The following is a 22,816-nucleotide window of genomic DNA, read 5'->3' as shown; positions in this document are numbered from 1 at the left end:
GAGACATTATGAATAAATTACAAAAACACTATAATGATGTAACCAAAGCTGAACTTAAACAACAATTCAACTACAAATCAGATATGCAAATCCCACGTATTGAAAAAATCGTTTTAAACATGACTGCTGGAAATGAAGTTTCAAACTCAAAAGCAATTGAAGAAGTTATGAATGAACTTGCTTTAATCGCAGGACAAAAACCATACCAAACCACAGCTAAAAAATCACTAGCTTCTTGAAAATTACGTGCTGGTATGCCAATGGGAGGAAAAGTTACTTTAAGAAGAGAAAGAATGTGATCATTCTTAGCAAAACTAATTGAAGTAGCACTACCTCGGGTACGTGATTTCCACGGTACAAATCCAAAAAGCTTCGATGGTAATGGAAACTATGCAATCGGAGTTAAAGAAGAAATTATCTTCCCAGAAATTAGTTTCGATAAAATCCGTAAACTAAAAGGACTAGATGTTCTAATCGTTACAAGTGCTAAAAATGACAAAGAAGCTTACGCTTTACTAAAAAGTTTAGGAATGCCTTTTGCGAAGGCTGAATAAGGAGTAATTAATGGCAAAAAAATCATTAAAAGTTAAAGCTAAAAAGACTCCAAAATTCTCAACCCGTTTCTATACACGTTGTGAATTATGTGGACGTCCACATGCAGTTTTAAGAAAATACAAAATCTGTAGAATTTGCTTCCGTACATTAGCTCACGAAGGTAAATTACCAGGAATTAAGAAAGCGAGTTGATAATATATGGCTATTATTATTGATCCAATTGCGGACATGTTTGTTCGTATCAAAAACGCTAATGCTCGTAAACACCGTGAAGTAGTTGTTCCTCACTCAAACAAAAAAGTAAAAATCCTTGAAATCTTTAAAAACGAAGGATACATTGCTGATTTTAAAGAAGTTGAAAAAGATAACCATAAAGCAATTTCAATTTCACTAAAATACAAGGGATACACCGGTTCACAACCAGTTATTAGTGGACTTAAAAAAGTTTCAAAACCAGGACTAAAAGTTTATGCATCAGCTAAAAACTTACCTAAAGTTCTTTCAGGATTTGGAACTGCAATTATTTCAACATCACAAGGACTAATGACCGATAAAGAAGCAAGAAAGGCAAATGTTGGTGGTGAAGTTATCGCCTACATTTGATAGGAATTAAGAATGTCTCGTGTCGGAAAAAGAGTTTTAAATATCCCAGCAAACGTTGAAGTTAAAATCGAAAAATCATTCGTTGAAGTTAAAGGGCCAAAAGGAACACTAAGCTTTCAATTCTCAGATTTAATTGAAATTAAAAACGAAAACAACCAAATTACTACACACCGCCTAAACGAAGAAAAAAACACCAAACAATTACACGGAACAACCAACTCTTTAATTAGTGGAATGCTAAAAGGAGTTAGTGAAGGATTTAAAAAAGAAATCGAAATTAAAGGGGTTGGATATAAAGCAACTCAAAAAGGTAACCAAATTGAAGTTATCGCCGGTTACTCACACCCAGTTTTAGTAGACATTCCTGCTAACTTAAAAGTAAGTCTACCAAAACCAACAAACATTGTTATTGAAGGAATTGATAAACAAGCTGTTGGTCAATTCGCAGCAGTTCTACGTGACATTCGTCGTCCAAGCGTTTACTCAGGAAAAGGAATTATGTACAAAGACGAAGTTATTCGTCGTAAAGAAGGAAAAAAAGCTTCTAAATAATCGAAGCTAGAAAGGTTAGACAAATATGCAAAAATCAAGAAATGACAGACGTAAAGTAAAACACTTAAAAATCCGTCAACACTTAAGTGGAACAGCTTCAGTTCCTCGTGTATCTGTTTACAAATCTTTACATAATTTCTATGCACAATTAATTAATGACGAAAACCACACCACACTAGCAGCTGCTTCAACTAAAGATTTACCACAACATGCTAATAATATTGATGCGGTAAAACAAGTAGCAAAATTATTTGCTAAAAAATTACACGAACTAAAAGTTGAACAAGTTGTTTACGACCGTTCAGGATACATCTACCACGGAAAAGTTGCTGCTTTTGCTGATTCACTAAGAGAAGAAGGGATTAAATTCTAATGGCAAACGAAAATAAAAACGTAAAAGAAATCACCGAAACAAATGCAGAAGCAAGAAAAACTAGAGTAGTTAAAAAAGCACGTCCAAACAACGCTGATGAAACTAAAGCAGTTCGTAAACCAAGAAATACTGAAAATAATCAAGAAGAAAGAAGACGTCCAAATCGTCAAAATTCTAATCGTGAATTAAATTCAGAATTCGAAGAAAAAGTTATTGACATCGCCAGAGTTACTGTCGTTGTTAAAGGGGGGAGAAGATTTAGCTTCTCAGCCTATGTAGTAGTTGGAAACAAAAAAGGAAAAGTGGGATTTGGACACGGTAAAGCAAACGAAGTTCAAGACGCTATTAAAAAAGCTGTTAAAGATGCACACAAAAACATCTTTGAAGTTCCCGTTGTAAACGGAACAGTTCCACATGAAATTCAAGCTAAATTCTTAGCTTCAAAAGTACAACTACGTCCTGCCTCAAAAGGAACAGGATTCAAAGCTTCAAATACCGTTCGTAGTGTTATGGAATTAGCCGGATATACTGATGTTTCAACAAAATCATTAGGATCAAGAACCAAACAAAACGTTGCTCACGCTGTAGTTAAAGCTTTAAAACAACTAAGAACCGCTCAACAAGTAGCTGAGCTTAGAGACATTAAAGTAGAAGATTTACAATAATTAAGGAGATTTTATGAAACAAACATTAAGCAATTTATCATACACTCCTGGTTCTCGTAAAGAAAAACACCGTGTAGGACGTGGACACGCTGCTGGAAAAGGAAAACAAGCAGGACGTGGACAAAGTGGTCAAACTAAACGTAACACAGTAAGACTAGGATTTGAAGGGGGACAAAACCCATTATTCAGAAGAATTCCAAAACGTGGATTCAAAAATGTTAACCACGTGGAATACCAAGTTGTTAACTTAGATCAATTACAAGAATATTACCAAGCAAATGAAGTTGTAAGTTTTGAATCTTTATTCAATAAAGGTCTAATCAAAAAATACGATATGCCAGTTAAAATTCTTGGAAGAGGAGAACTATCAAAAGCTTTAGTAGTTGAAGATGTTCACGCTCTAAGTCAATCAGCTAGCGAAGCAATTGTTGCAGCTGGAGGAAAAATCGAGGTTAAATAATGGCCTTAACAAAGAAAAAAACAAGCACTAACAATCGCAAACAAAACCAAGTGCGTTTCGATGCGAAGTGAGTGAAATTTAAAAATAGTTACACCGAGTTTTGAAAAAACCATGATCTTGTAAAAAAGATTTTGTATACTATTTTTCTTTTAACAATCTTTGTTGCAGCGGGAACTATTACTGTTCCAGGAATTAATTTAGTTAACCGAGATCAATTAAATGGTGGAGACTTTTTAGGAATCTTGAATCTAGTTGGTGGTGGAGGACTAAGAAACTTTAGCATTATGGCTTTAGGAATTAGCCCCTTCATTACTGCTAGTTTGATTATGATGATTTTACAAACTAAGCTCTTTCCACCAATCTATCGTCTAAGTCAAGCAGGACCACAAGGGAGAATAAAAATTAATATTATTACTCGTTTTGTAACGCTTGGCTTTGCAATTATTCAGGCTATTGTTTTAACAAGAGCCTTAAAAAACCCAACAAGTGGGTTCGGAATCAGAATTGTTGATAGTTTGAATACTAATGCTTATGCATTCTTCTTGCTACCTTTAATTCTGATTGCTGGTAGTCTCTTTGCCTTATTTTTAGGTGAAGAAATTACTAACAAGGGTGTAGGAAATGGAACAAGTTTAATCATTTTTGCTGGAATCGCTTCGAATTTGATTCCAACATTCAGAAATGCTTTCGAGTTTTTAGTTCCTTCATTCAAACAATCTAGTGCTACACTAAAAGAATTACTAAACTTTGGTGTTTATGTTCTTGGCTATTTATTAGTTGTAATGATAGTCGGTATCTTCTATCTAGCAGAAAGACACATTCCTATTCAACAAGTTGGAGCAGGGCTTTCAAGAAATGAAAAAGAACTTTCATATTTACCTTTAAAAGCCAATCCAGCTGGAATTATGTCAGTAATTTTTGCTTTAATGTTTCTAAGTTTACCAACTATGATTGCTGGATTATTCAATCCCGCAACAAGTGCTTTTTATCACTGAGTTTATACTAATTTACAACTAACCCAACCAATCGGTTTCTTCTTATTTGTTGTAATAACCTTTGCTTTCACACTTCTATTTGGTTTACAACAATCTAAAATTGACAAAATTAGTGAAGATTTTGCCAAAAATTCAACCTTCATCCCTGGTGTTAGACCAGGGGAACAAACCGAAGATTATTTAATTGCCAAAATTCTTAATTTAAGTTATTTTTCAAGCATTTATTTAATCTTAATTGGGGCTATGCGTTACATCGAAGAAATTTTAGGAATGCCACAATCAATAGCGTTCGGTGGAACTGGATTAATGATTTTAGTTTCAGTAACTATTGAAACAATCCAACAAATTCAAGCGCGTTACAAGTCTCAAGAACTTGCTCGTAAACGTAAAAAAATATTATATTCACAACAAAATGGTGAAGAAGGTGATTTATTGTGATAAAAGACTGAAACAATGTTAACCTAATATTCTTAGGTGCTCCGGGAGCAGGTAAGGGAACCATTGCGGAAAAATTATCCCTTCAAGATAATTTTGCCCACCTATCAACCGGTGCAATGTTTCGTGAAGAAATTAATGCCAAAACGCCATTAGGTTTACAAGTTGTTGAATTGACCAGCAATGGCCTATATGTTAGTGATGAAATTACTAATCAATTAGTTAAAAACAAGTTGGAAAAATTGACACTTGCAAAACGCCACTATATTTTAGACGGTTACCCTCGAACCGTTGATCAGGTCAATTTTCTTGACAATTTAGACTTTACTAAAATTGACTGAGCAATCTTGTTAGAAATCGATTCAGAAAGTGTTATCAAGAGACTAAGCGAAAGAAGAGTATGTCAAAAATGCTCGCGTACTTATCACTTGTCTTACAATCCTTCAAAAGATAACATTCACTGTGACGATGATGGTGAGAAATTAGTTCAAAGAAAAGATGACCAAAGCGATGTTGTTTTAAGAAGATTAAATGTTTATGAACAGCAAACAAAACCACTAATTGATTTCTACGCATCAAAAGGAATTTTAATTAGTATCAATGCCGACCAAGAAATTGAAAAAGTTTATCAAGACGTGGTTGATGCATTGAAACAAAAGGCTGCAAATGAATATTAAAATTAAAAATAAGCAACAAATTGATGATTTAAAAAAATCATGTGCTATCCTGGCAGAAGTTAAATACTTAGTTTATGACTTTATAAGACCAGGTGTTTCTTTAAAAGAAATTGATAGCATCGCTTTTAAAGAAATCATTGCTCGTAAAGCAAAACCTGCCTTTTTAGGCCAATATGGGTTCCCTAATACTTGTTGTATAAGTGTTAACGAAGAATTAATTCATGGAATTCCAAGCGACAGAGTTTTACAAGAGGGAGACTTAGTCAAAGTTGATATGGGTGTTATTTGAAATGGCATGTACAGTGATTCGGCTTTTACTAAGTATGTGGGTTCAAACCCAGGTGAAGAAGATAAAAAACTAATTAAAGTCGCCAAAGATGCTTTTTATGCCGGTTTTAATGAAGTCAAAGTCGGTAATCGAATTGGAGACATTTCAGCTGCTATTTATAAAGTTATCAAAGCAAATGGAATGTTTACTCCAGAAGAATTTAGCGGTCACGGTATAGGTACTGAGTTACACGAAGATCCCTTTGTGCCAAACATCGGCCTAAAAGGAACAGGACCACTAATTCGCAATGGTATGGCAATTTGTATTGAACCCATGATTTTGCAAGGTTCAGCAAATGTTAAAACCTTAAAAGATGATTGAACCATAGTGAGTCGCAATAATAAAAAGACAAGTCACTATGAACAAACAATTCTTATTGAAAATGATCAGGCAATCATTTTAACAGGAGACAAAATTTAAATGGCAAAAGATGCAATTAAAATGACTGGTAAAGTAACCAAAGTCCACTCATCAAAAGCCTATGTTGTAATGCTTGATAATGGTCTAGAAATTCAAGCTACAATTTCTGGAAAAATGGCTTTATACAATATTCGTATTATTCCAGGAGATGGTGTTGACGTGGAAATGAGTCCTTATGATTTAACTAAAGGACGAATCGTTTATCGTCATAAATAGCGAAAGGAAAAACGATGAAAGTTCGTGCTTCAATCAAACGTATTTGCAAAGATTGCAAAGTTATTAAAAGAAATGGTACAAACCGTATTATTTGTATTATTCCAAAACACAAACAAAGACAAGGATAGTAAATTATGGCTAGAGTTTTAAACGTTGAAATTCCTAACAATAAACGTGTAGTTATTTCTTTAACATACATTTATGGAATAGGAAAAAGTTTGGCACAAGAAATTTTACAAAAAGCTGATATCGATGAAAATATCCGGGTAAAAGATCTTTCTGAAGACCAACTTACAAAAATTCGTGACATTGCTAAAGAATACACAACTGAAGGTGATTTACGTCGTGAAGTTTCTTTAAACATCAAACGTTTAATGGAAATTAAATCATACCGTGGAATCAGACACCGTAAAGGATTACCAGTTCGTGGACAATGTACACAAAAGAATGCTCGTACAAGAAAGGGACCTCGTAAAACAGTTGCAGGTAAGAAAGGTAAATAATAATGGCTAAAAAACAAAAAAAAGTTATTACTAGCGGTATTGCCCACATTCACTCAACTTACCAAAACACTATTGTTTCATTTAGTGATGACAAAGGTAATGTTTTCGCGTGATCTTCATCAGGAGCAATTGGTTACAAAGGAACCAAGAAAAAAACCCCTTATGCAGCTGGTTTAGCAGCTGCTGCAGCCCTAGAAAAAGCTAAAGAATTTGGACTTAAAGAAGTAAAAATCTTAGTTAAAGGGGTAGGAGCTGGAAAATCAACAGCTCGTAAACAAATCGAAACTTCTGGTTTAATCATTAAAGAAGTTAAAGATGTAACACCAGTTCCACACAACGGAACCCGTCCACCTAAGAAAATTTTAAAAAGAAAGTAGAGCTTAAGTAATTATGGAAAAAATGGCAAAAATGAATTATTCAGAATTAAACAGTGAAAGAGTTGATGAATTTAGTTCAACATTTAGCTTAAAACCACTTTCAAGAGGTTTCGCTAATACACTGGGTACAGCGCTTCGTCGCACATTGCTATCATCAATTACTTCTTGCGCTCCATTCGCAATCAAAATCAATAAAGTCGAACATGAATTTTCTACAATCGACGGTATCAGAGAAGATGTTGTTACACTATTACAAAATTTAACTAAAATTCGTTTCACATACAATGAAGAACTATTTAACAAAAATCAAATTGTTAAAGTAAGCTTCCGTTCAAACAAAATTGGTGAAGTTTATGCTCGTGATATCGAGTTTCCAAGCGGTCTAGAAATCGTTAACAAAGATTGCTACATTGCTGACATCCAAAAAGATGGAGATCTAGAATTTGATATGTTCTTACGTGCTGGAAGAGGATTTGTTGATTTCGAAGACAACAAAGCTTACATCCAAACATTAGAACAACGTCTAGATTCAAAAATCAAATCAGGACAATATTTAGCAGTTGACAGTGATTTCAGTCCTGTTAAAAAAATTAGCTTCCAAACTATTGAACTTAACTCTTCAAGTGCTTTAGTGGAAGAAGAATTACTAATGAGAGTAGAAACTGACGGAACAGTTGAAGCTCGTGAAGCATTAAGTCAAGCATCTAAAATCTTAATTGCTCACTTGCAAGTAATTGGAAATGTCCAAAACATTGAACAAATTGATCTTTTTGAAGATGAAAAAATCGAAAAACCAGTGGACGATAAATTAATTCTTCCAATTGAAAAATTAGACTTAACTATTCGTTCAGTTAATGCTTTACACCGTGCTGGATACAACACCATCGATGATTTAGTTAAATTAAGTGAAGATGAATTAGGTAACATTAAAAATCTAGGTAAAAAATCAGTCGACGATATTATTAAGAAAATTCAAATGTGAAAAGAATCAACCAATAAAGGAGATGAATAATGGCAAATCCTGTTCAAGTTTTTAGACGTAATTCAAAATGAACACGTCACTGACAACGTTCACTAGTAACAGATGTTTTAGTAAACGGAAAAGTTGAAACAACTTTACCACGTGCAAAACAATTACGTCGTAAGGTGGAAAAAGTTATTACCTTGGCTAAGAAAAATACTTTAGCAAGTCGTCGTCAAGCAGCAGCTTACTTAAGAGATGTTCAAATGAAAGATGGACGTGATGCTGTGCAATACTTATTTGAAGTTTTAGGACCTCGTTACGCAGAACGTAATGGTGGATATACTCGTATTATCAAAACTGGACCTCGTCGTGGAGACGGTGCTCCAATGGCAATGATTTCTTTAGTTTAATTACTAGCAAATTAAATTAGAAGCAATAAAGGAGATTAGAATATGGCTATAGTTCCAAAACGTAAAACTTCAAAACAAAGAAAACACCTACGTCGTGCACACCACGCTTTAGATGTTAAAGCACAATCAAGCTGTTCAAACTGTTTAGCACCAGTTTTATCACATACAATCTGTAATGAATGTGGTTTCTACAAAGGTGCTAAAGTAGCAAACTTCAAAGCTAAAGCTGACAAATAATTAATTTAATTAAAACCTTTGCTTCGGCAGAGGTTTTTTTATTTTTGGTTACAATTAAAGTAAAGGATTTATTATGCGTTTAATAATTTTTGCCAATATCAACCAGGACAACATCAGTATTGAAGATTTTATTCATTTCGAAAAATCATTCGCCAAAAAAGATAATCAAGTAGTTAAATTTATCAGTTGTGGAAATAGCGAAATGCCCGATAGTTGAATTAAAAATCATTTTGACTGAGCAGTACGTGGTCCAAAAGATATTAATAGCAAGTTGGATAACTTTTTAACTGTTATTTTAAATTTTGCCAACAATATTCAGAAAAGAGTATACCTAACCTACCAACCATCAGGAGCAAAAGAAGTTGATTACAACTCAGAGCTCTCAGTTGCAACTAAGGTAGAAGAGTATTTAGCCAGCAAAAATCTTGAAATTGACAACAACATTTTTATTCACGGTTTTGGAAGATACCCGTTATTAGTACAAAATGAAAAATTTACCACAATCTGCCCTGGAGCATTTATTGACCCACTTTTTGGTAGCGCCGAAACATATCTAAGTCTAGATTTAGACAACAATAGTGGTAAAATTACAAAATTTGAATTCAAAAAAGCAGGACTTTTAAACCACTATTACGAAATGCATAATCTTCACACTTATACGCTTGAAGATGTTACCAAGAAGCAAAAATAACCATTTTTACATAAATACCTATTATTAAGGTATTTTTTTTATTACTTTTCTTAACCAAAATCAAAATATTTTTGATATAGGTGGAAACAAATGTATTATAATATGGGTGATAGTGGGAGGAAATGGGAATGTATGGTAAATATGACCGAACATTAGACGAAAAAAACCGTTTAGTTGTACCTTCTAAGTTTCGTAATGAGTTAGGAAACACTTTTTTCATAACTTACGGACTAGATAGTTCAATCACTGTTCGTAGTCAAGAACAATTTGAGTTATTACAACAAAAATTGAATCAAACCAATATGCTAGATAAAAATGCCCGTAATTTTGCTCGTTACATATTCGCTAATACCGAAGAAGTAACATTAGACAAGTCAGGTCGTTTAAGTCTACCCCTACGTTTCATTACTCGTGCCGCTATCAAAAAAGATGTTGTGTTCATTGGTATGGGTCAATATTCAGAAATTTTCGCTAAGGAAGTTTATGAAGCGACCGAAGGTTCAATGGATGATGATGAGAACTTTGACAAACTAGCCCAAACATTATTTGAAAGTGGAGTTAGCTTATAACCCACATTCCTGTGCTTCTTTATGAAAGTATTGAAGCACTTGACATAAAACCAAATGGAATTTATGTTGATGTTACTTTGGGAAGAGGTGGTCATAGTGAAGAAATCTTAAAAAAATTAACAACTGGCCATTTATATTGTTTCGATAAAGATAAACAAGCAATTTTAGAAGCAAATGAGCGCTTGAAAAAAGTATCAAATAAATTCACCTTGATACATAGTGATTTTGCTTCTTTAAAAGAACAATTGCGAACTTATGGCGTTACAAAAATAGATGGATTGATTGCAGACTTAGGAATTTCAAGTCCGCAAATTGATGATGCTAGTCGCGGCTTTAGCTATTCAAAAGATGCTAAATTGGATATGCGAATGAATCAAGAGCAAGAAATAAGTGCTTGAGATATTGTTAACCAAACTAGTGAAGAACAATTGGCAAAGATTTTGCAAAAAAACGCTGATGTTAAGCTTTTTTCAAAAGTTGCGAAGGCCATTTGCAAATCTCGTCCAATCGATAGTACTTTGCAATTGTGTGAGGTTATTAAAAATGCTTATCCTGCTGCAATATTGCGTCAAAAAAATCCTTATCGCGCCATTTTTCAAGCAATAAGAATTGAAGTTAATCAGGAATTTGAAGCAATTGAAAAAATGTTGCCACAAGCTGTTGAATTACTAACTAAAAATGGTAAATTGGCAGTTATCAGTTTTCACTCTTTAGAAGACAGAATAGTTAAGAACTACTTTAAATCGTTAAAAATAAATAGCGATACTTACAAACTTCCGGTACAAATTACCGAAGGTTATAAATTTAAAAAAATTACTGTCACCGAACAAGAAGCGACTGAAAATTATCGCTCACGTTCAGCAACACTACGAGTATTGGAGAAATTAATTTAAGTTATGGAAAGAAAAGTTTTGGTTTTTTTAAAACTGAAAAGCAAAAACTTTGAAGTTAGTGCCTTAGAGTGCATTAACAATAACTTTTATACACTTTTCCAAAAAGATATTGAATTCAAACAGGCTTTAGCGCAAGTTAAAAATGCATTTGAAGAAATTCAAAGAATTGTTAATGTTAAAAAAACAATTAACAATGTTATTTGTGTTTTTGATAAGCCAGAAAGTCTAAAAACTCAAGTTATAAATTACCAAGCAAATTATCACGGCCAAAAATTTGATGCTCTTTGTCTAAAAGAAATCGAAAATCATTTTGCTAACAATTTAGGAAATGATTATCTAATTTCAAAAAGAGACTTAAAAGTAGCTGCTAATGTTGACAACAACTTCCAAGAATATAAAAATTTAAAACAGTTAATCAATAAAAATGTAAACCAATTAATGCTAGAATCTCGTTTAAGTTTTATTGATAGCGAGGCTTTTGAAATGATGCAAGCTTTAGTTAAAAAGTTGAATTTAAAAGTCGAAAAATTCTTGTCGCAAAACGAAGTTAATGCCATCTATTTAGCAAGCAACGTTTATAGTTCTCAAAAACAAATTAGCGTTACTCTAGGAAAAGAACATTTAGAATTAAGCCTTATTCAAAAAGATAATTTAATCAATTACAAAGCAATTAATTTTGGTTTAGCAAATTTAGTAAAACAAATTGCTAAAAAACACAACTTAAGTTTTCAAGAAGCACAAAATATTTTAGTAAGTTATCCAAAAATGGTAAAAGATGCATACCAAAGTTTAACTTATAGAAATAATTTAAAAACATATCAACTATATTCATTAATTAATAATTTTTGAGAAACAATTTATCAAGAAATCAAAGCTTTTAGTCAAGAAAATGACTTAATTGGTGTTAATGTGGTTATTAACAAATCCAATTTAATCAATTTAGAAAACATGATGCAGTTTTTTAAAACAATTTCCGAAGACTTTACATTTTCTTTAAACAAACAAAGCTTTGTAGACAAAAATCTAAAACTAAACAATTCAGCAATAATCAATTACTTATGCTTTAACGATTACGAACAAGATATTACTAACACCTTTATTATTGATACAAACGTTATTAGAGATGTTAAAATTAAAACTAGTATTTTCAATCGTATTCGCATGTTATTTAATTAATAAATATAAGGAGCATTATGGATCAAAAAGAACTTTCAGCAATTGCCAAAATTAAAGTTATTGGAGTTGGTGGAGCAGGTAATAATTCAATTAAAAGTTTAATCGATGTGGTTAAAATTGAAGGGGTTGAATATATTGCTGTTAACACTGATAAACAAGCTTTAAAAGATATTGCCGATCAATCTATCTGCTTGCAAATCGGGCACGCAAGTGGTAGAGGCGCTGGTGCCAATCCCGAAGTCGGTCGCCAAGCAGCTATTGATAGTAAAGAAGAAATTCGTGAAAGAATTAAAAATGCTGAATTAGTAATTATTGCTGCAGGAATGGGTGGAGGAACCGGAACTGGTGCTTCACCTGAAATAGCAAAATTAGCTAAAGAATCAGGAGCTCTAACTTTAGCAGTTGTTACAACTCCTTTCGGTTTTGAAGGAACCAAAAGAAGACAAACAGCTGACAAAGGTTTAGAAGAACTGAGAAAAAATGTTGATGGTTATGTTGTTGTTTCGAACGAAAAATTGTTAGAAGAATATGGAAATATTCCTATTGATGAATCTTGAAAATATTCAAACAGAGTTTTAAAACAATTAATTCGCTCAATTATTGATATTACAGTTTTACCTTCATACATCAACCTAGACTTTGAAGATTTAAACACCCTAATTCGTTCTAACCCAGGAGAATTTGTGGTTGGAATCGGACAAGCAACTGGAACAGATAAAGCGCAAAAAGCTGTTGCAGCTGCTTTAAAAAGTCCAATTTTAGAATCAAGTATACTAGGTGCAACAGAATGTATAGTTCAAATTTCAATCGGTAAAAAAGGTACTTTAAACGACGTTAACAACGTAAACGAAACAATGAAAGAAATCATTGGAAGTGATGTTAATATGATTTTCGGTTACAATTCACAATCGCAAAGTGATAAAGAAACTGATGATTCAATTATTGTTACAATTATTGCTGCCGGTGTCGAAAATAAAAAACAATCAAGTCATGAAATTTCAGAAGAAATTAATGAAAGAATTAAGAGTTCAAATATTCAGTTCGAATCAGATAAAACAAGAGAAATTATTTTAAGTAAAGACTCACATTCAATGCTAAATGAATTTAACAAAATCGAAGATGAACACAGTTTTGAAAATGAGCTATCAGATGTCTTTGGTGAATAGTGATGTTTCGAAGCTACAAATGCAAAAGATAATCATTTTAACAAGAACCTAACAAGGTTCTTGTTTTTCAATTTATATCTTATTTTGAGTACTTTTTCAGTCTTACTAGCAATTAAGTATAATTTAAGTGATGACAAAGAAATTTATTGATGAATGACTAAAACAAGTTGCTCTAGAACCCTATGATGAATATCAACATGGTTCGCTAAAAGGAATTTATTTAATAAGAATTCAAAACTTACTTTATGTTGGTCAAACTGGTGAAAATTTTAAATCACGTTTTGCTTCTCATAGAAGAGAATTTTTAAAAGCCTCAAAGAATTGAAAAAGCATGAAAGAATCAGGAAAAACTAACATGTATACCAAGTGTTTTGAATACTACAGTAGATCACACAAAGATCCTGACTGATTGATTAAAAGAACTAAGTATTTCATTCTTGAGTCTCACGGTGTTGCAATTTTTGAACAATTAAATCGAAGCGAACACCACTACATAAAATTACTGAAAACCCAGATATATGGATTGAATCAACTCTCAATTGTTGCACATGAGAAACATCATCTAAGAAGAAAAGCAACCAATTGAGATGAGAAAGCACAAAAATATTGAGAAAAAGATAAACAAGAATTTCGTGCCTGACAAAGAGAGGTGGTGCAAGAATTGGAACAAAAAGACAAGAAACTACTAAAACTTTTACTCAGAACTAATGAGTGCTCTGCTGAAAGAGTTATTGGCGAGATTGAAGGTCACAAAGCATTTTGATTCATTTTATTAATAGTGCTAGTAGTGGCAGTCGTGTGTTGTATAATATTAGCATTAACTTTGAAAAAATAAAATAAATATTTTATTTAGAAAGGAATTAGATGGCAAAAATTGTAGTAGGAATGAGTGGTGGAGTAGATTCTAGTGTTGCAGCATATTTATTAAAAAAACAAGGCCACGAAGTTGTTGGTCTTTTTATGCGTAATTGGGACAGTATGTTGAACAATGATTTTTTAGGAAATGATGATATTTCACAAGATATTTGTCCCCAAGAGCAAGATTATCAGGATGCTCTTGCTGTGGCTAAAAAACTTGATATTCCACTACATAGAGTAGATTTTGTTAAAGAGTATTGAGACAATGTTTTTTCTTACTTAATTCGTGAATATGAAGCAGGAAGAACACCTAATCCAGACATTTTCTGTAACAAATACATTAAATTCAATGCTTTTGCTGAATATGCTTTCCAGACACTAAAAGCTGACTATATTGCAATGGGTCATTATGCCAAAAGTGTAGGTGATCAATTGTTTAGAGCCAAGGATAATTCCAAAGATCAAACTTACTTTTTAGCCCAACTTTCTAATTCACAAATTGCTAAATCATTATTCCCGCTGGCAGATTATCTAAAAAGTGAAATTCGCCAAATTGCTCACGATCTAGATTTAATCACTGCTGATAAAAAAGATTCAACCGGAATTTGTTTTATTGGTGAAAGAAGATTCAGTGACTTTTTAGAAAATTATATTCCTGCCCAACCTGGAAATATTATTGATATCGAAACAAAGAAAATTGTCGGTAAACACAAAGGGGCAATGTACTACACAATCGGACAAAGAAAAGGACTGAACCTTGGTGGTTTTGAAAAGCCTTACTTTGTAGTAGGACACAATATTGCTAAAAAAGAAATTTATGTTGCCAATGAAGATAATAAAGAATACTTACTAAGCGACAAAATGATTGCAAATGATTTTAATCAAATTGCTCACGAGTGAAATAGTGATAATTTAACAGCTAAATTTAGGTATCGTCAAGAAGACATTAAATGTCGAATTAAAGTTTTAGCAAACAATCAAATTGAAGTAATTTACGATGCTACTGAAGCAGTAACACCAGGACAGCAAGTTGTTATTTACGACGGTCAAAAAGTTGTTGGTGGTGCAATAATTGATAAGATTTATTATCAAGACAAATTAAAAACATTTTTATATGAGGACTAATTATGTTAACAAGCAAACAAATAAGACAAATGTGATTAGACTTTTTCGCTTCGAAAAACCACATGGTAGTTGAATCAAAAAGCCTTATTCCAGTTGATGATCCTTCACTTTTATGAATTAATAGTGGAGTAGCAACTTTAAAAGATTATTTTAGCGGTAAAAAAATTCCCCCATTCCCAAGACTAACTAATGCGCAAAAATCTATTCGTACTAATGATATTGAAAACGTGGGAATCACAACTCGTCACCACACATTTTTTGAAATGTTAGGTAATTTTAGTATCGGTGATTATTTTAAAAATGAAGCGATAGCTTTTGCATATGAATTTGTATTTGATGTTCTGAAATTTGAAAAAGAACGCATTTACATTACTTTTTACGAAGAAGATATGGATACTTACCGTCGTTGGGTGGAACTGGGTGTGGATCCAAACCACATGATAAAAGGGACAAAAGAAACTAACTTTTGAGATATCGGTCAAGGTCCTTGCGGTCCTTGTACTGAGATTTATTATGATAGAGGTCCTAAATACGACAGTCGTGGTGTGGAATTAATTAAAGATGACATTGAAAATGATAGATTTATTGAAATTTGAAACGTCGTTTTCAGTCAATTTAATAATGATGGAGAAAATAATTACACCGAATTAAAACATAAAAACATTGATACTGGAGCAGGATTCGAACGTTTATGTGCCATTATTCAAGATGTGCCAACTAATTTTGATACTGATTTATTCCAAACAATTATTCATGAAATTGAAAAATACACACCTTACCGTTACGATATAAATAATTACTTCACAAAAGAAAAACAACAAGCAATCATTAACAGTCAATTTAAGATTATTGCAGATCATATGCGGGCAAGTGTTAATGCTATTAACGACGGAGTAAAACCTTCGAATGTTGGAAGAGGTTACATTATTCGTCGTCTAATTCGTCGCTCATATCGTTCAGGATTGAAGCTAAAAATTGAAGGCAGCGCCTTTTTATACAAATTAGTCCAAGCTGTTAAAGATTCATTAATTTACGACATTGATGTTGAAACGGTTTCGAAAGTAATTTACGACGAAGAAATGTTATTTTCAAAAACTATTAATCAAGGTGAAAAATTACTTGAAAAAGAAATAGAAAAAGAAGGAAATATTTCAACCGAAATTGCTTTCAAAATGTTTGATACTTATGGATTCCCAATTGAATTAACTAGCGAAATTTTGGCTGAAAAAGGTTTAAAAATTGATATTAGAGAATTCAATAAATACCTGGAAATGCACCGGGAAAAATCTCGTTCACAAGTAGCAAGCGGGATGCAAAAAGTTATTGCTTCATTAGATTTAATAACAAAATTAGAATCTGAATTCACAGGATATAGCGAAACTCAACATAACAAAGCTAAAATTCTTTACTTACTAAATGAATTTGAAGAAATCGAGCAAACCAATAACAGTGAAGATGTAAGTTATGTAATTTTAGATAAAACTCCATTCTACGCAACCAGTGGAGGACAATTCCATGACTGAGGAAAAATGGTTCAAGATGGTGAAGAAATTGAAATTTTGGACGTTTTCAAAGATAAACACTGAAACCATGTTCACAAAGTTAAAGGAAAAATTCAAAAAGACTTGCCCGTCGACTGTTTTGTCGATGTAGAAAAAAGACAAGGATACATGCGTGGACACTCAGCAACGCACATTATGTTCCATGCTTTAAGAGAAACATTTAATGATGAAAAGATCGAACAGCTAGGTTCAAGCATTATGCCTGAATACTTCACATTCGATTTCCCTGCTGATAAAAAACCAACTAAAGAGCAAATTCAAAGTATTGAAGCTAAAATGAAAGCATACATTGCTCGTGATGTTAAACGTGAATATAAGATCATGTCAGTCAAAGAAGCAGAAGCATTCGGTGCATACATGACTATTGAAGAAAGTGATTATCATGACCAAAGCCATGTTCGTGTAGTTGTTTTTGATGGAATTACTAAAGATTTATGTGGTGGAACACATGCTCCAAGCACTGAATTTTTAGAAGATTTTAAAATCATTTCTGTTGACTCAAAAGGAACTGGAATTTATCGTTTAAGAGTTATAACATCAACTAAATTAGTTAAAGAATACTATGAACAAAAAATTCAAGAACAAATTGAATTACTAAATGCATTAAAAGCAAAAAACATTGAACTTGATGCAAATTATCAATATGAGTTGAGTCTTTTTGATACAACTAGTTACACAAACGATCAATTACATGCTTACTTAGAACAATTGGAAAACGAAGAAGATAAACTAAGAAATGACTTCAAAGAACTACACAAACAAAAGCAAAATGCGAGTCTTGACTTGAGTGGTGTTGAACTTAAAGTTTCTTCAAATGGAACTCAATATCTAATCTTGCAAGCAGATGAAGCAAGCCTAGTTAAAAAGACAGCTATTGAATTAAGAGAAAAATATCAAGAAGCACTAACTATTGCCTACAGTCTAAATGAAGGTAAAGTATTTGTAACTGTTGCAGCTAAACAAAAACCTTCAAATTTAATCCTTAAAACCATTCTTGACAAAAATAATGGTAAAGGTGGTGGAAATGCAATAGCAGCACAAGGAAGTTTTGAAACCGAAAAAGATAGCTCACAACTAGAAGAAATGTTTTTATCGATTATTAACAATGCGTAAATTAGCTTTCGATTTAGGAACAAAAACTTGTGGTTTTGCAATCACTGATTCGGATTGCATCATTGCTAGTGGTTTGGAAAATTTTCGCTTTGAAGAAAATAATTTTCAAGCAGTTATAAAACGCGTGCAATTGTATTTAGAGCAATATAAAAACGATATTGATGTTTTTGTATTGGGTTATCCATTAAGAAAAGACAATTCTAAATCAGAACGAAGTATTATGGTTGAAGAATTTAAAACATTACTAGAACAAAATTTCAGTCAAAAAGTTATTTTAGTAAACGAGCACTCATCAACAATCGGAGCTGAATCAATCTTAATCAATGCCGGTTATTCAAGAAAAAAACGCAAAGGAGTTAAAGATAAATTAGCAGCTCAGTTAATTTTAGAAGATTATCTGACCTACTATTTTAAAAAGTAATATGGCCAAAATTTATTTAAGTGACCCAGAAAGAAAAATTACTATCATGAGTGATGATAATCAAAGTCAGGATGCTATAGTTTTATTCGAATATAGCGAAAATGGAGACGAATATCTATTTGTTGTTACTGATGATGAAAAAAACGAAGCAATAGTGTTTAAACGTTCAGAAGGAAAATTGGTAGCCTTACCAGATGATGAATTTGCCATCATGGAAGAAGTTTTAAACCAATTTTTAGAAGAAAACGAAATTTATGAATAAAGAATGAGCTTCTTGAAAAACTCCACTTTTAATTAGTGTTTTTGTTGTTATTGTAATTGCCGCTGTTGCTTACTTCATTTTGCATCGTTCAGTAATAAAACTTAGAAAAAAATACGAAACCAAAATGCGTGAGGAAGCATTTGCTGAAGCTGCTACCTTCAGTCCAGATTTCGAAAAACATTTGATTGCTTTACAACAAAAAACTGAAAATTGAAAAGCTAATGATCTATTGAGTGCGTTCTTAGTTAACACAACCTTTATTAATCAATTTAAAGACGTTTATCTTGAAGATAATGTGGATGATTTTGTAGCACAAATATTGTTACGTAACAATCCTGGCTTGAATGTCGATATGCTTAAACCAAAATCTGAAGGTTTTGTTGATATTGACTCACAAAATACAGTAAACAAAGTGGGCTCATTGCAAAAAGACTATGATTTATTACTCTTGTTGAGTAGTCTTGATGATGATTATGAAAAACAATTGCTAAAATTAAATTATGCAAAACAAAGTGGTATGACAGTTTTAATTTATAATTCTTATACCAAGAGACAAGTTAAGCATCTTTGTGAACTTTTAGAACAACGCCACTACCGCTTTGAAAAAGTTGGTTATCGTTCTGTTTCACTATTGTTGATAGTAAAAGATGACAAAAGCAAAACTACTTTAAAAAAATAAAGAGGATAAAATGGAAGAAAAAGATATTATTTACTTATCAAAAGAACGTTTAGACGAATATGTTGCTGAATTAGATTATTTACGTAATGTAGTTCGTCCACAAGTTATTGACGAAATTAAAGAAGCACGTGGACAAGGTGACCTTTCAGAAAATGCTGAATATGATGCAGCCCGTGATAAACAAGCCCAAATTGAATCAAGAATTAACGAAATTCAACACATTATAGAAAATCACGTTTTAATTGACACAAAAAACAAAAAAACCACTGTTTCAATTGGTTCTACAGTAACAATCGAAAACAAAAAAAATGGTGAAAGAAAAGTTTTAACCATTGTAGGTTCTCTTGATGCTGATCCTTTTGCAAAGAAAATTTCAAACCAAAGCCCACTAGCAAAAGCAGTTTTAGGTAAAAAAGTTAACGAAGAAACTGAAGTTGACGCGCCCGAAAAATACATCGTAAAAATCATTAATATCGAATAAAAAAACAAATCACTTCGGTGATTTTTTTGTCAAAATTTTGACAAAAAGTGGTAGTCAAAAATTATTCATTTTTTTATTTCAAAGTCCCAATTTTTACTCTAAAATAGAAACATAAAAAACGGGAGGACACATTATGATTATTGGTATCAGTGGAATGATTTCAAGTGGAAAATCATCACTATCGGACAAACTACAAAAACACTATGAAAACGCCAAATTACTACACGAATTTGACGAGAATGATGAAGTATTCAACACATTTTTAAAATGACTATACGAGAAAAAACCAGATTTAACGATTGGTTTTCAATCTTACATAGTTGAAAGTCACTCAACAAAATTCAATCAAATGATGAAGGATTATTTAGCAAGTAATCCTAATATGCAAAAAGATCACATTTTCTTAGACCGTTTTAGTCTAGAACATTACATTTTTGCAAAAATCATTTTGCAACAAAAAGGTGAAAGATATCTAAAAGCATATGATGCTTTATTCGAACACTTAATTACTGAAGATGAACTACCTGATATAGCAATTTATTTAGACATCAACTTTGATACATTCCAAAAAAGAATTTTTCAAAGAGGTCGGGCAAGTGAAGTTGATAACTGAGAAGCAAACTATGACTATTTCAAACACTTGCATGCTAATTACTACTCAACATTTTTGGAATTATGTAAAAAATACAATCTAAAACGTGTTGTTATTGATACAAATAATATGACTGAAGAACAAGTCATGCAAAAAGCAATCGAAATTATTGACAATTACGCCAAGGATTTTAAAAAATAATGATTGATAAACGCATTGAAAAAGTTCTTTTTACTCAAAGTCAACTTGAAACGCGAATTACTGAATTGAGTGATTGAGTAAATAGTCAGTATCAAGATTCCAAAGACTTGATTATTGTGTCAATTTTAAAGGGTGCAATACCTTTTGTTGCTCAGTTAATCAAAACTATTAGTGTTGATTTTATTCTCGATTTTATGACAATTTCTTCATATCATGGTTCAACTAAGAGTTCAGGTAGTGTAAAAGTAGTTTTAGATTTGGCTTTTGATATTGAAAACAAAGACGTTTTGATTGTTGAAGATATTGTTGACACAGGACGTACAATTTCAAAAGTAGTTGCTATGCTAAAACAACGTAATCCTAAGAGTTTAAAAGTTTTAAGCTTACTTGATAAACCAATTGGTCGTGAAAGTGAATTTAAAGTCGATAAAAGTGGTTTTGAAATAGGCAATGAATTTGTTGTTGGATTTGGTTTTGACTATCAAGAAAAAATGCGTAACCTTCCATATATTGGAACTCTCAAAAAAGAATTAATAAAATAAAAAGCTCACTTGTTTAATGCAAGGAGCTTTTTGATTATTTTAAGTATTTGTTTAAGTAGATAACTCCACTAATTAGGGCAATAATTGCTCCTATTATTAACGGAATATTGAATAATAAAATATTTAAGCCTGTTGGTGCAAATATTGCAAATGATAATACAATCAATGCTAAAGAAATAACAATAGTTTTAACTTTGCCTCAAACTGAAGCAGATACTTCTTTATTTTTACTAATAGCTCAAATTCTTGCGCCGTCTACAAAAATGTCACGAACAATAATAACAAGTACTAAAGGAATATATGTAAGCCCTGCTGATGCTAAAAATAGAAGCATACACACTGTTATTGCTTTATCGGCTATAGGATCAAAAATCTTTCCGAACGTTGATACAACTTTTCATTTTCTTGCTAAAAAACCATCTAGAAAATCTGTGATCATACAGAAAATAAAGATAGCAACGTTGGTGAAGTAAATTGGTATTCATTTCGTTGAATGCATGGCGTTAGCGTATCTAAGAACAATCATTAAAACTATGAAAGGAACTATTAAAAACAAACGACAAAGGGTTAAAAAATTAGGAATTTTTGTTTTTATACTATTGTTTTCCATCATTTGCCTCTTCAAGTTCTAGATCTTCATCGTCATAAAATTTTTCTCTAATACTTTGTTTAGCATTTTGACGATATGTTTTCAGCACATCATCATCAATCAGTTCAGTCTGCAATTGTTTAAAATAGTTCATTTCTTCCTGACATTTTTTGTGTCAAGTATTCAATGAAGTGTTATTTAGAGTAACCAAAGCTTTTACAAAGTATTGATATTTTTCACTTTCTTTAAAATCTTTAAAGTCTTCTCTTTCATATAAAACTTGTAAAAGTTTAGCAGCTCCATTTTTTAGTTCAGACATTTTTCTTTGTCCAACACTAACTTGGAATTTGTCTAATTCTTCAAGTGAGTAATCAATAATTTCATTGATAGTTACAACATATTCACGATAAACTTCTTTGTTTACTTCGATTCTTTTGATACGTTTTCTTACTTCCCGTTTTTTATCAACAAAGTGCTTAATAATTTTGAAAATAATGTAACCTACCAAAATAACTAGAATACCACCCAAAATTGCATAAGTCACTCATGACATTGCGCTAGTTGGTCGTTGCTGAGTGTTTGTTGCTTCAGTAAAATTGATTAGTAATTGATTGTTCTGCATGTTAGTTCCTTTTATTAATGAATTAATAACTTCTAAAATTATAACATAAGCAATCTTAGTCTTTTTTAGCCTAAGCTAGCTTGATTCCCACATTTTTCTCATCCCTTGACTCAACAAAATCGATATAGTAAAATTAAAGTGAGTAGATAAAATAAAAGCACCCGAAGGTGCCTGCTCTTAAACCCGGTTTTGTATCAATGTAAATTGATGTCGATTATTTATCTAAGAATATTGATATTCTTCTCGGTTTTGGTTCAATTCCCTTAACCAAGCTCCCTTACCATAATTTAGGTTTCTAGCTTGCGGAGTTTAACCTTTGCACTCTTACCCTAACGGGTAGACTTAGTTTCTGTGTCACTAGTCGTCAGCATCAAATGCTGCCTGAATTTATTAGATTCAGCACAAACACTACTTTCATCGCAGAAAGTGCTAGCCGGGATTTTCCTCTACATTTTTTACAAATGCAGCAATCGACGAGCCATTAAGAATTATAAATTAATTTTT

33 protein-coding genes and 1 other RNA gene are annotated in these 22,816 nt (G+C 32.1%); 31 read left to right on the top strand and 3 right to left on the bottom strand.

Annotated elements, in window-relative coordinates; translation table 4 throughout:
- The first annotated feature begins 5 nt into the window (after positions 1-5).
- From rplE to hpt, 31 genes are all read left to right on the top strand, one after another.
- Positions 6-554 (top strand): 50S ribosomal protein L5, encoded by a 549-nt coding sequence (rplE, locus tag ACWXVN_RS02605; RefSeq protein ID WP_438341801.1) that lies wholly within the window; start codon positions 6-8, stop codon positions 552-554.
- A gap of 10 nt (positions 555-564) precedes the next feature.
- Positions 565-750 (top strand): type Z 30S ribosomal protein S14, encoded by a 186-nt coding sequence (locus tag ACWXVN_RS02600; RefSeq protein WP_438341298.1) that lies wholly within the window; start codon positions 565-567, stop codon positions 748-750.
- A 9-nt stretch (positions 751-759) separates the two neighbouring features.
- Positions 760-1,161 carry a 30S ribosomal protein S8 gene (rpsH, locus tag ACWXVN_RS02595; protein WP_438341800.1) on the top strand — a complete coding sequence of 134 codons (402 nt, stop codon included), beginning with the start codon at positions 760-762 and terminating at the stop codon, positions 1,159-1,161.
- A 9-nt stretch (positions 1,162-1,170) separates the two neighbouring features.
- Positions 1,171-1,710 (top strand): 50S ribosomal protein L6, encoded by a 540-nt coding sequence (gene rplF / locus ACWXVN_RS02590; RefSeq protein ID WP_455979021.1) that lies wholly within the window; start codon positions 1,171-1,173, stop codon positions 1,708-1,710.
- A gap of 25 nt (positions 1,711-1,735) precedes the next feature.
- Complete coding sequence (gene rplR / locus ACWXVN_RS02585; protein ID WP_438341296.1) at positions 1,736-2,083, top strand: 50S ribosomal protein L18; 348 nt, start codon at positions 1,736-1,738, stop codon at positions 2,081-2,083.
- Positions 2,083-2,748 (top strand): 30S ribosomal protein S5, encoded by a 666-nt coding sequence (gene rpsE, locus ACWXVN_RS02580; RefSeq protein ID WP_455967815.1) that lies wholly within the window; start codon positions 2,083-2,085, stop codon positions 2,746-2,748. Before rplR ends, rpsE begins: the two co-directional genes overlap by 1 nt.
- A 13-nt stretch (positions 2,749-2,761) precedes the next feature.
- Entirely contained in the window at positions 2,762-3,208 is a 447-nt protein-coding gene (rplO, locus tag ACWXVN_RS02575; RefSeq protein ID WP_438341294.1) for a 50S ribosomal protein L15, read from the top strand.
- Positions 3,208-4,644: a preprotein translocase subunit SecY gene (gene secY / locus ACWXVN_RS02570; protein WP_455979020.1), complete on the top strand. Its 1,437-nt coding sequence runs from the start codon at positions 3,208-3,210 to the stop codon at positions 4,642-4,644. Before rplO ends, secY begins: the two co-directional genes overlap by 1 nt.
- Positions 4,638-5,315, top strand: a complete 678-nt coding sequence (locus ACWXVN_RS02565; protein WP_455979019.1) for an adenylate kinase family protein — start codon at positions 4,638-4,640, stop codon at positions 5,313-5,315. Before secY ends, ACWXVN_RS02565 begins: the two co-directional genes overlap by 7 nt.
- Complete coding sequence (map, locus tag ACWXVN_RS02560) at positions 5,305-6,063, top strand: type I methionyl aminopeptidase (RefSeq protein ID WP_455979018.1); 759 nt, start codon at positions 5,305-5,307, stop codon at positions 6,061-6,063. Before ACWXVN_RS02565 ends, map begins: the two co-directional genes overlap by 11 nt.
- Positions 6,064-6,279 (top strand): translation initiation factor IF-1, encoded by a 216-nt coding sequence (gene infA / locus ACWXVN_RS02555; protein ID WP_438341290.1) that lies wholly within the window; start codon positions 6,064-6,066, stop codon positions 6,277-6,279. It abuts the gene before it with no gap.
- Positions 6,280-6,293: 14 nt separating this feature from the next.
- Positions 6,294-6,407, top strand: coding sequence for a 50S ribosomal protein L36 (rpmJ, locus tag ACWXVN_RS02550; protein WP_438341289.1), 114 nt, complete (start codon positions 6,294-6,296; stop codon positions 6,405-6,407).
- Positions 6,408-6,413: 6 nt separating this feature from the next.
- Complete coding sequence (gene rpsM, locus ACWXVN_RS02545) at positions 6,414-6,782, top strand: 30S ribosomal protein S13 (RefSeq protein WP_438341288.1); 369 nt, start codon at positions 6,414-6,416, stop codon at positions 6,780-6,782.
- Between the two features lie 2 nt (positions 6,783-6,784).
- Positions 6,785-7,159, top strand: a complete 375-nt coding sequence (gene rpsK / locus ACWXVN_RS02540) for a 30S ribosomal protein S11 (protein WP_438341287.1) — start codon at positions 6,785-6,787, stop codon at positions 7,157-7,159.
- A 13-nt stretch (positions 7,160-7,172) separates the two neighbouring features.
- Positions 7,173-8,171 carry a DNA-directed RNA polymerase subunit alpha gene (locus tag ACWXVN_RS02535; protein WP_438341286.1) on the top strand — a complete coding sequence of 333 codons (999 nt, stop codon included), beginning with the start codon at positions 7,173-7,175 and terminating at the stop codon, positions 8,169-8,171.
- A complete protein-coding gene (gene rplQ, locus ACWXVN_RS02530) occupies positions 8,171-8,533 on the top strand; it encodes a 50S ribosomal protein L17 (RefSeq protein WP_438341285.1) in 363 nt (120 codons plus the stop codon). The genes ACWXVN_RS02535 and rplQ overlap by 1 nt, the downstream gene beginning before the upstream one ends.
- Positions 8,534-8,575: 42 nt before the next feature.
- Positions 8,576-8,770 carry a 50S ribosomal protein L32 gene (gene rpmF / locus ACWXVN_RS02525; protein ID WP_438341284.1) on the top strand — a complete coding sequence of 65 codons (195 nt, stop codon included), beginning with the start codon at positions 8,576-8,578 and terminating at the stop codon, positions 8,768-8,770.
- 73 nt (positions 8,771-8,843) lie between these two features.
- Positions 8,844-9,461 carry a hypothetical protein gene (locus ACWXVN_RS02520; RefSeq protein ID WP_455979017.1) on the top strand — a complete coding sequence of 206 codons (618 nt, stop codon included), beginning with the start codon at positions 8,844-8,846 and terminating at the stop codon, positions 9,459-9,461.
- A 128-nt stretch (positions 9,462-9,589) separates the two neighbouring features.
- Positions 9,590-10,030, top strand: coding sequence for a division/cell wall cluster transcriptional repressor MraZ (locus ACWXVN_RS02515; protein ID WP_438341282.1), 441 nt, complete (start codon positions 9,590-9,592; stop codon positions 10,028-10,030).
- An 11-nt stretch (positions 10,031-10,041) separates the two neighbouring features.
- Positions 10,042-10,923 carry a 16S rRNA (cytosine(1402)-N(4))-methyltransferase RsmH gene (gene rsmH, locus ACWXVN_RS02510; protein ID WP_438341281.1) on the top strand — a complete coding sequence of 294 codons (882 nt, stop codon included), beginning with the start codon at positions 10,042-10,044 and terminating at the stop codon, positions 10,921-10,923.
- A gap of 3 nt (positions 10,924-10,926) precedes the next feature.
- On the top strand, positions 10,927-12,099 hold the full coding sequence (locus ACWXVN_RS02505) for a hypothetical protein (protein WP_455979016.1): 1,173 nt from the start codon (positions 10,927-10,929) through the stop codon (positions 12,097-12,099).
- Positions 12,100-12,116: 17 nt separating this feature from the next.
- On the top strand, positions 12,117-13,265 hold the full coding sequence (ftsZ, locus tag ACWXVN_RS02500; RefSeq protein WP_438341279.1) for a cell division protein FtsZ: 1,149 nt from the start codon (positions 12,117-12,119) through the stop codon (positions 13,263-13,265).
- A 130-nt stretch (positions 13,266-13,395) separates the two neighbouring features.
- Entirely contained in the window at positions 13,396-14,100 is a 705-nt protein-coding gene (locus ACWXVN_RS02495) for a hypothetical protein (protein ID WP_455979015.1), read from the top strand.
- A gap of 29 nt (positions 14,101-14,129) precedes the next feature.
- Positions 14,130-15,248: a tRNA 2-thiouridine(34) synthase MnmA gene (mnmA, locus tag ACWXVN_RS02490; RefSeq protein ID WP_455979014.1), complete on the top strand. Its 1,119-nt coding sequence runs from the start codon at positions 14,130-14,132 to the stop codon at positions 15,246-15,248.
- A 2-nt stretch (positions 15,249-15,250) separates the two neighbouring features.
- Positions 15,251-17,923 (top strand): alanine--tRNA ligase, encoded by a 2,673-nt coding sequence (gene alaS, locus ACWXVN_RS02485; protein ID WP_455979013.1) that lies wholly within the window; start codon positions 15,251-15,253, stop codon positions 17,921-17,923.
- Positions 17,916-18,344: a Holliday junction resolvase RuvX gene (ruvX, locus tag ACWXVN_RS02480; RefSeq protein ID WP_455967826.1), complete on the top strand. Its 429-nt coding sequence runs from the start codon at positions 17,916-17,918 to the stop codon at positions 18,342-18,344. Before alaS ends, ruvX begins: the two co-directional genes overlap by 8 nt.
- A 1-nt stretch (position 18,345) precedes the next feature.
- Positions 18,346-18,606 carry a hypothetical protein gene (locus ACWXVN_RS02475; protein ID WP_438341274.1) on the top strand — a complete coding sequence of 87 codons (261 nt, stop codon included), beginning with the start codon at positions 18,346-18,348 and terminating at the stop codon, positions 18,604-18,606.
- A complete protein-coding gene (locus tag ACWXVN_RS02470) occupies positions 18,599-19,285 on the top strand; it encodes a BC85_0335 family putative methyltransferase (RefSeq protein WP_455979012.1) in 687 nt (228 codons plus the stop codon). The genes ACWXVN_RS02475 and ACWXVN_RS02470 overlap by 8 nt, the downstream gene beginning before the upstream one ends.
- Positions 19,286-19,295: 10 nt before the next feature.
- Positions 19,296-19,766: a transcription elongation factor GreA gene (gene greA / locus ACWXVN_RS02465; protein WP_438341272.1), complete on the top strand. Its 471-nt coding sequence runs from the start codon at positions 19,296-19,298 to the stop codon at positions 19,764-19,766.
- A gap of 133 nt (positions 19,767-19,899) precedes the next feature.
- On the top strand, positions 19,900-20,559 hold the full coding sequence (locus ACWXVN_RS02460) for a deoxynucleoside kinase (protein WP_455979011.1): 660 nt from the start codon (positions 19,900-19,902) through the stop codon (positions 20,557-20,559).
- The gene (gene hpt / locus ACWXVN_RS02455; protein ID WP_438341270.1) at positions 20,559-21,101 is read left to right on the top strand and encodes a hypoxanthine phosphoribosyltransferase; all 543 of its coding nucleotides are present in this window, start codon (positions 20,559-20,561) and stop codon (positions 21,099-21,101) included. The genes ACWXVN_RS02460 and hpt overlap by 1 nt, the downstream gene beginning before the upstream one ends.
- A gap of 34 nt (positions 21,102-21,135) precedes the next feature.
- Here hpt and pgsA read toward each other — a convergent pair whose 3' ends face one another.
- From pgsA to rnpB, 3 genes are all read right to left on the bottom strand, one after another.
- Entirely contained in the window at positions 21,136-21,711 is a 576-nt protein-coding gene (gene pgsA / locus ACWXVN_RS02450) for a CDP-diacylglycerol--glycerol-3-phosphate 3-phosphatidyltransferase (RefSeq protein ID WP_455979010.1), read from the bottom strand.
- On the bottom strand, positions 21,698-22,312 hold the full coding sequence (locus ACWXVN_RS02445) for an MHJ_0274 family protein (RefSeq protein ID WP_455979009.1): 615 nt from the start codon (positions 22,310-22,312) through the stop codon (positions 21,698-21,700). The genes pgsA and ACWXVN_RS02445 overlap by 14 nt, the downstream gene beginning before the upstream one ends.
- Positions 22,313-22,485: 173 nt before the next feature.
- Positions 22,486-22,794, bottom strand: an RNA gene (rnpB, locus tag ACWXVN_RS02440) — RNase P RNA component class B.
- Positions 22,795-22,816: the final 22 nt, after the last annotated feature.

The sequence above is a fragment of the Mycoplasma sp. 4044 genome, from assembly GCF_053851695.1.
This window is presented reverse-complemented; position numbering and strand designations above follow the sequence as displayed.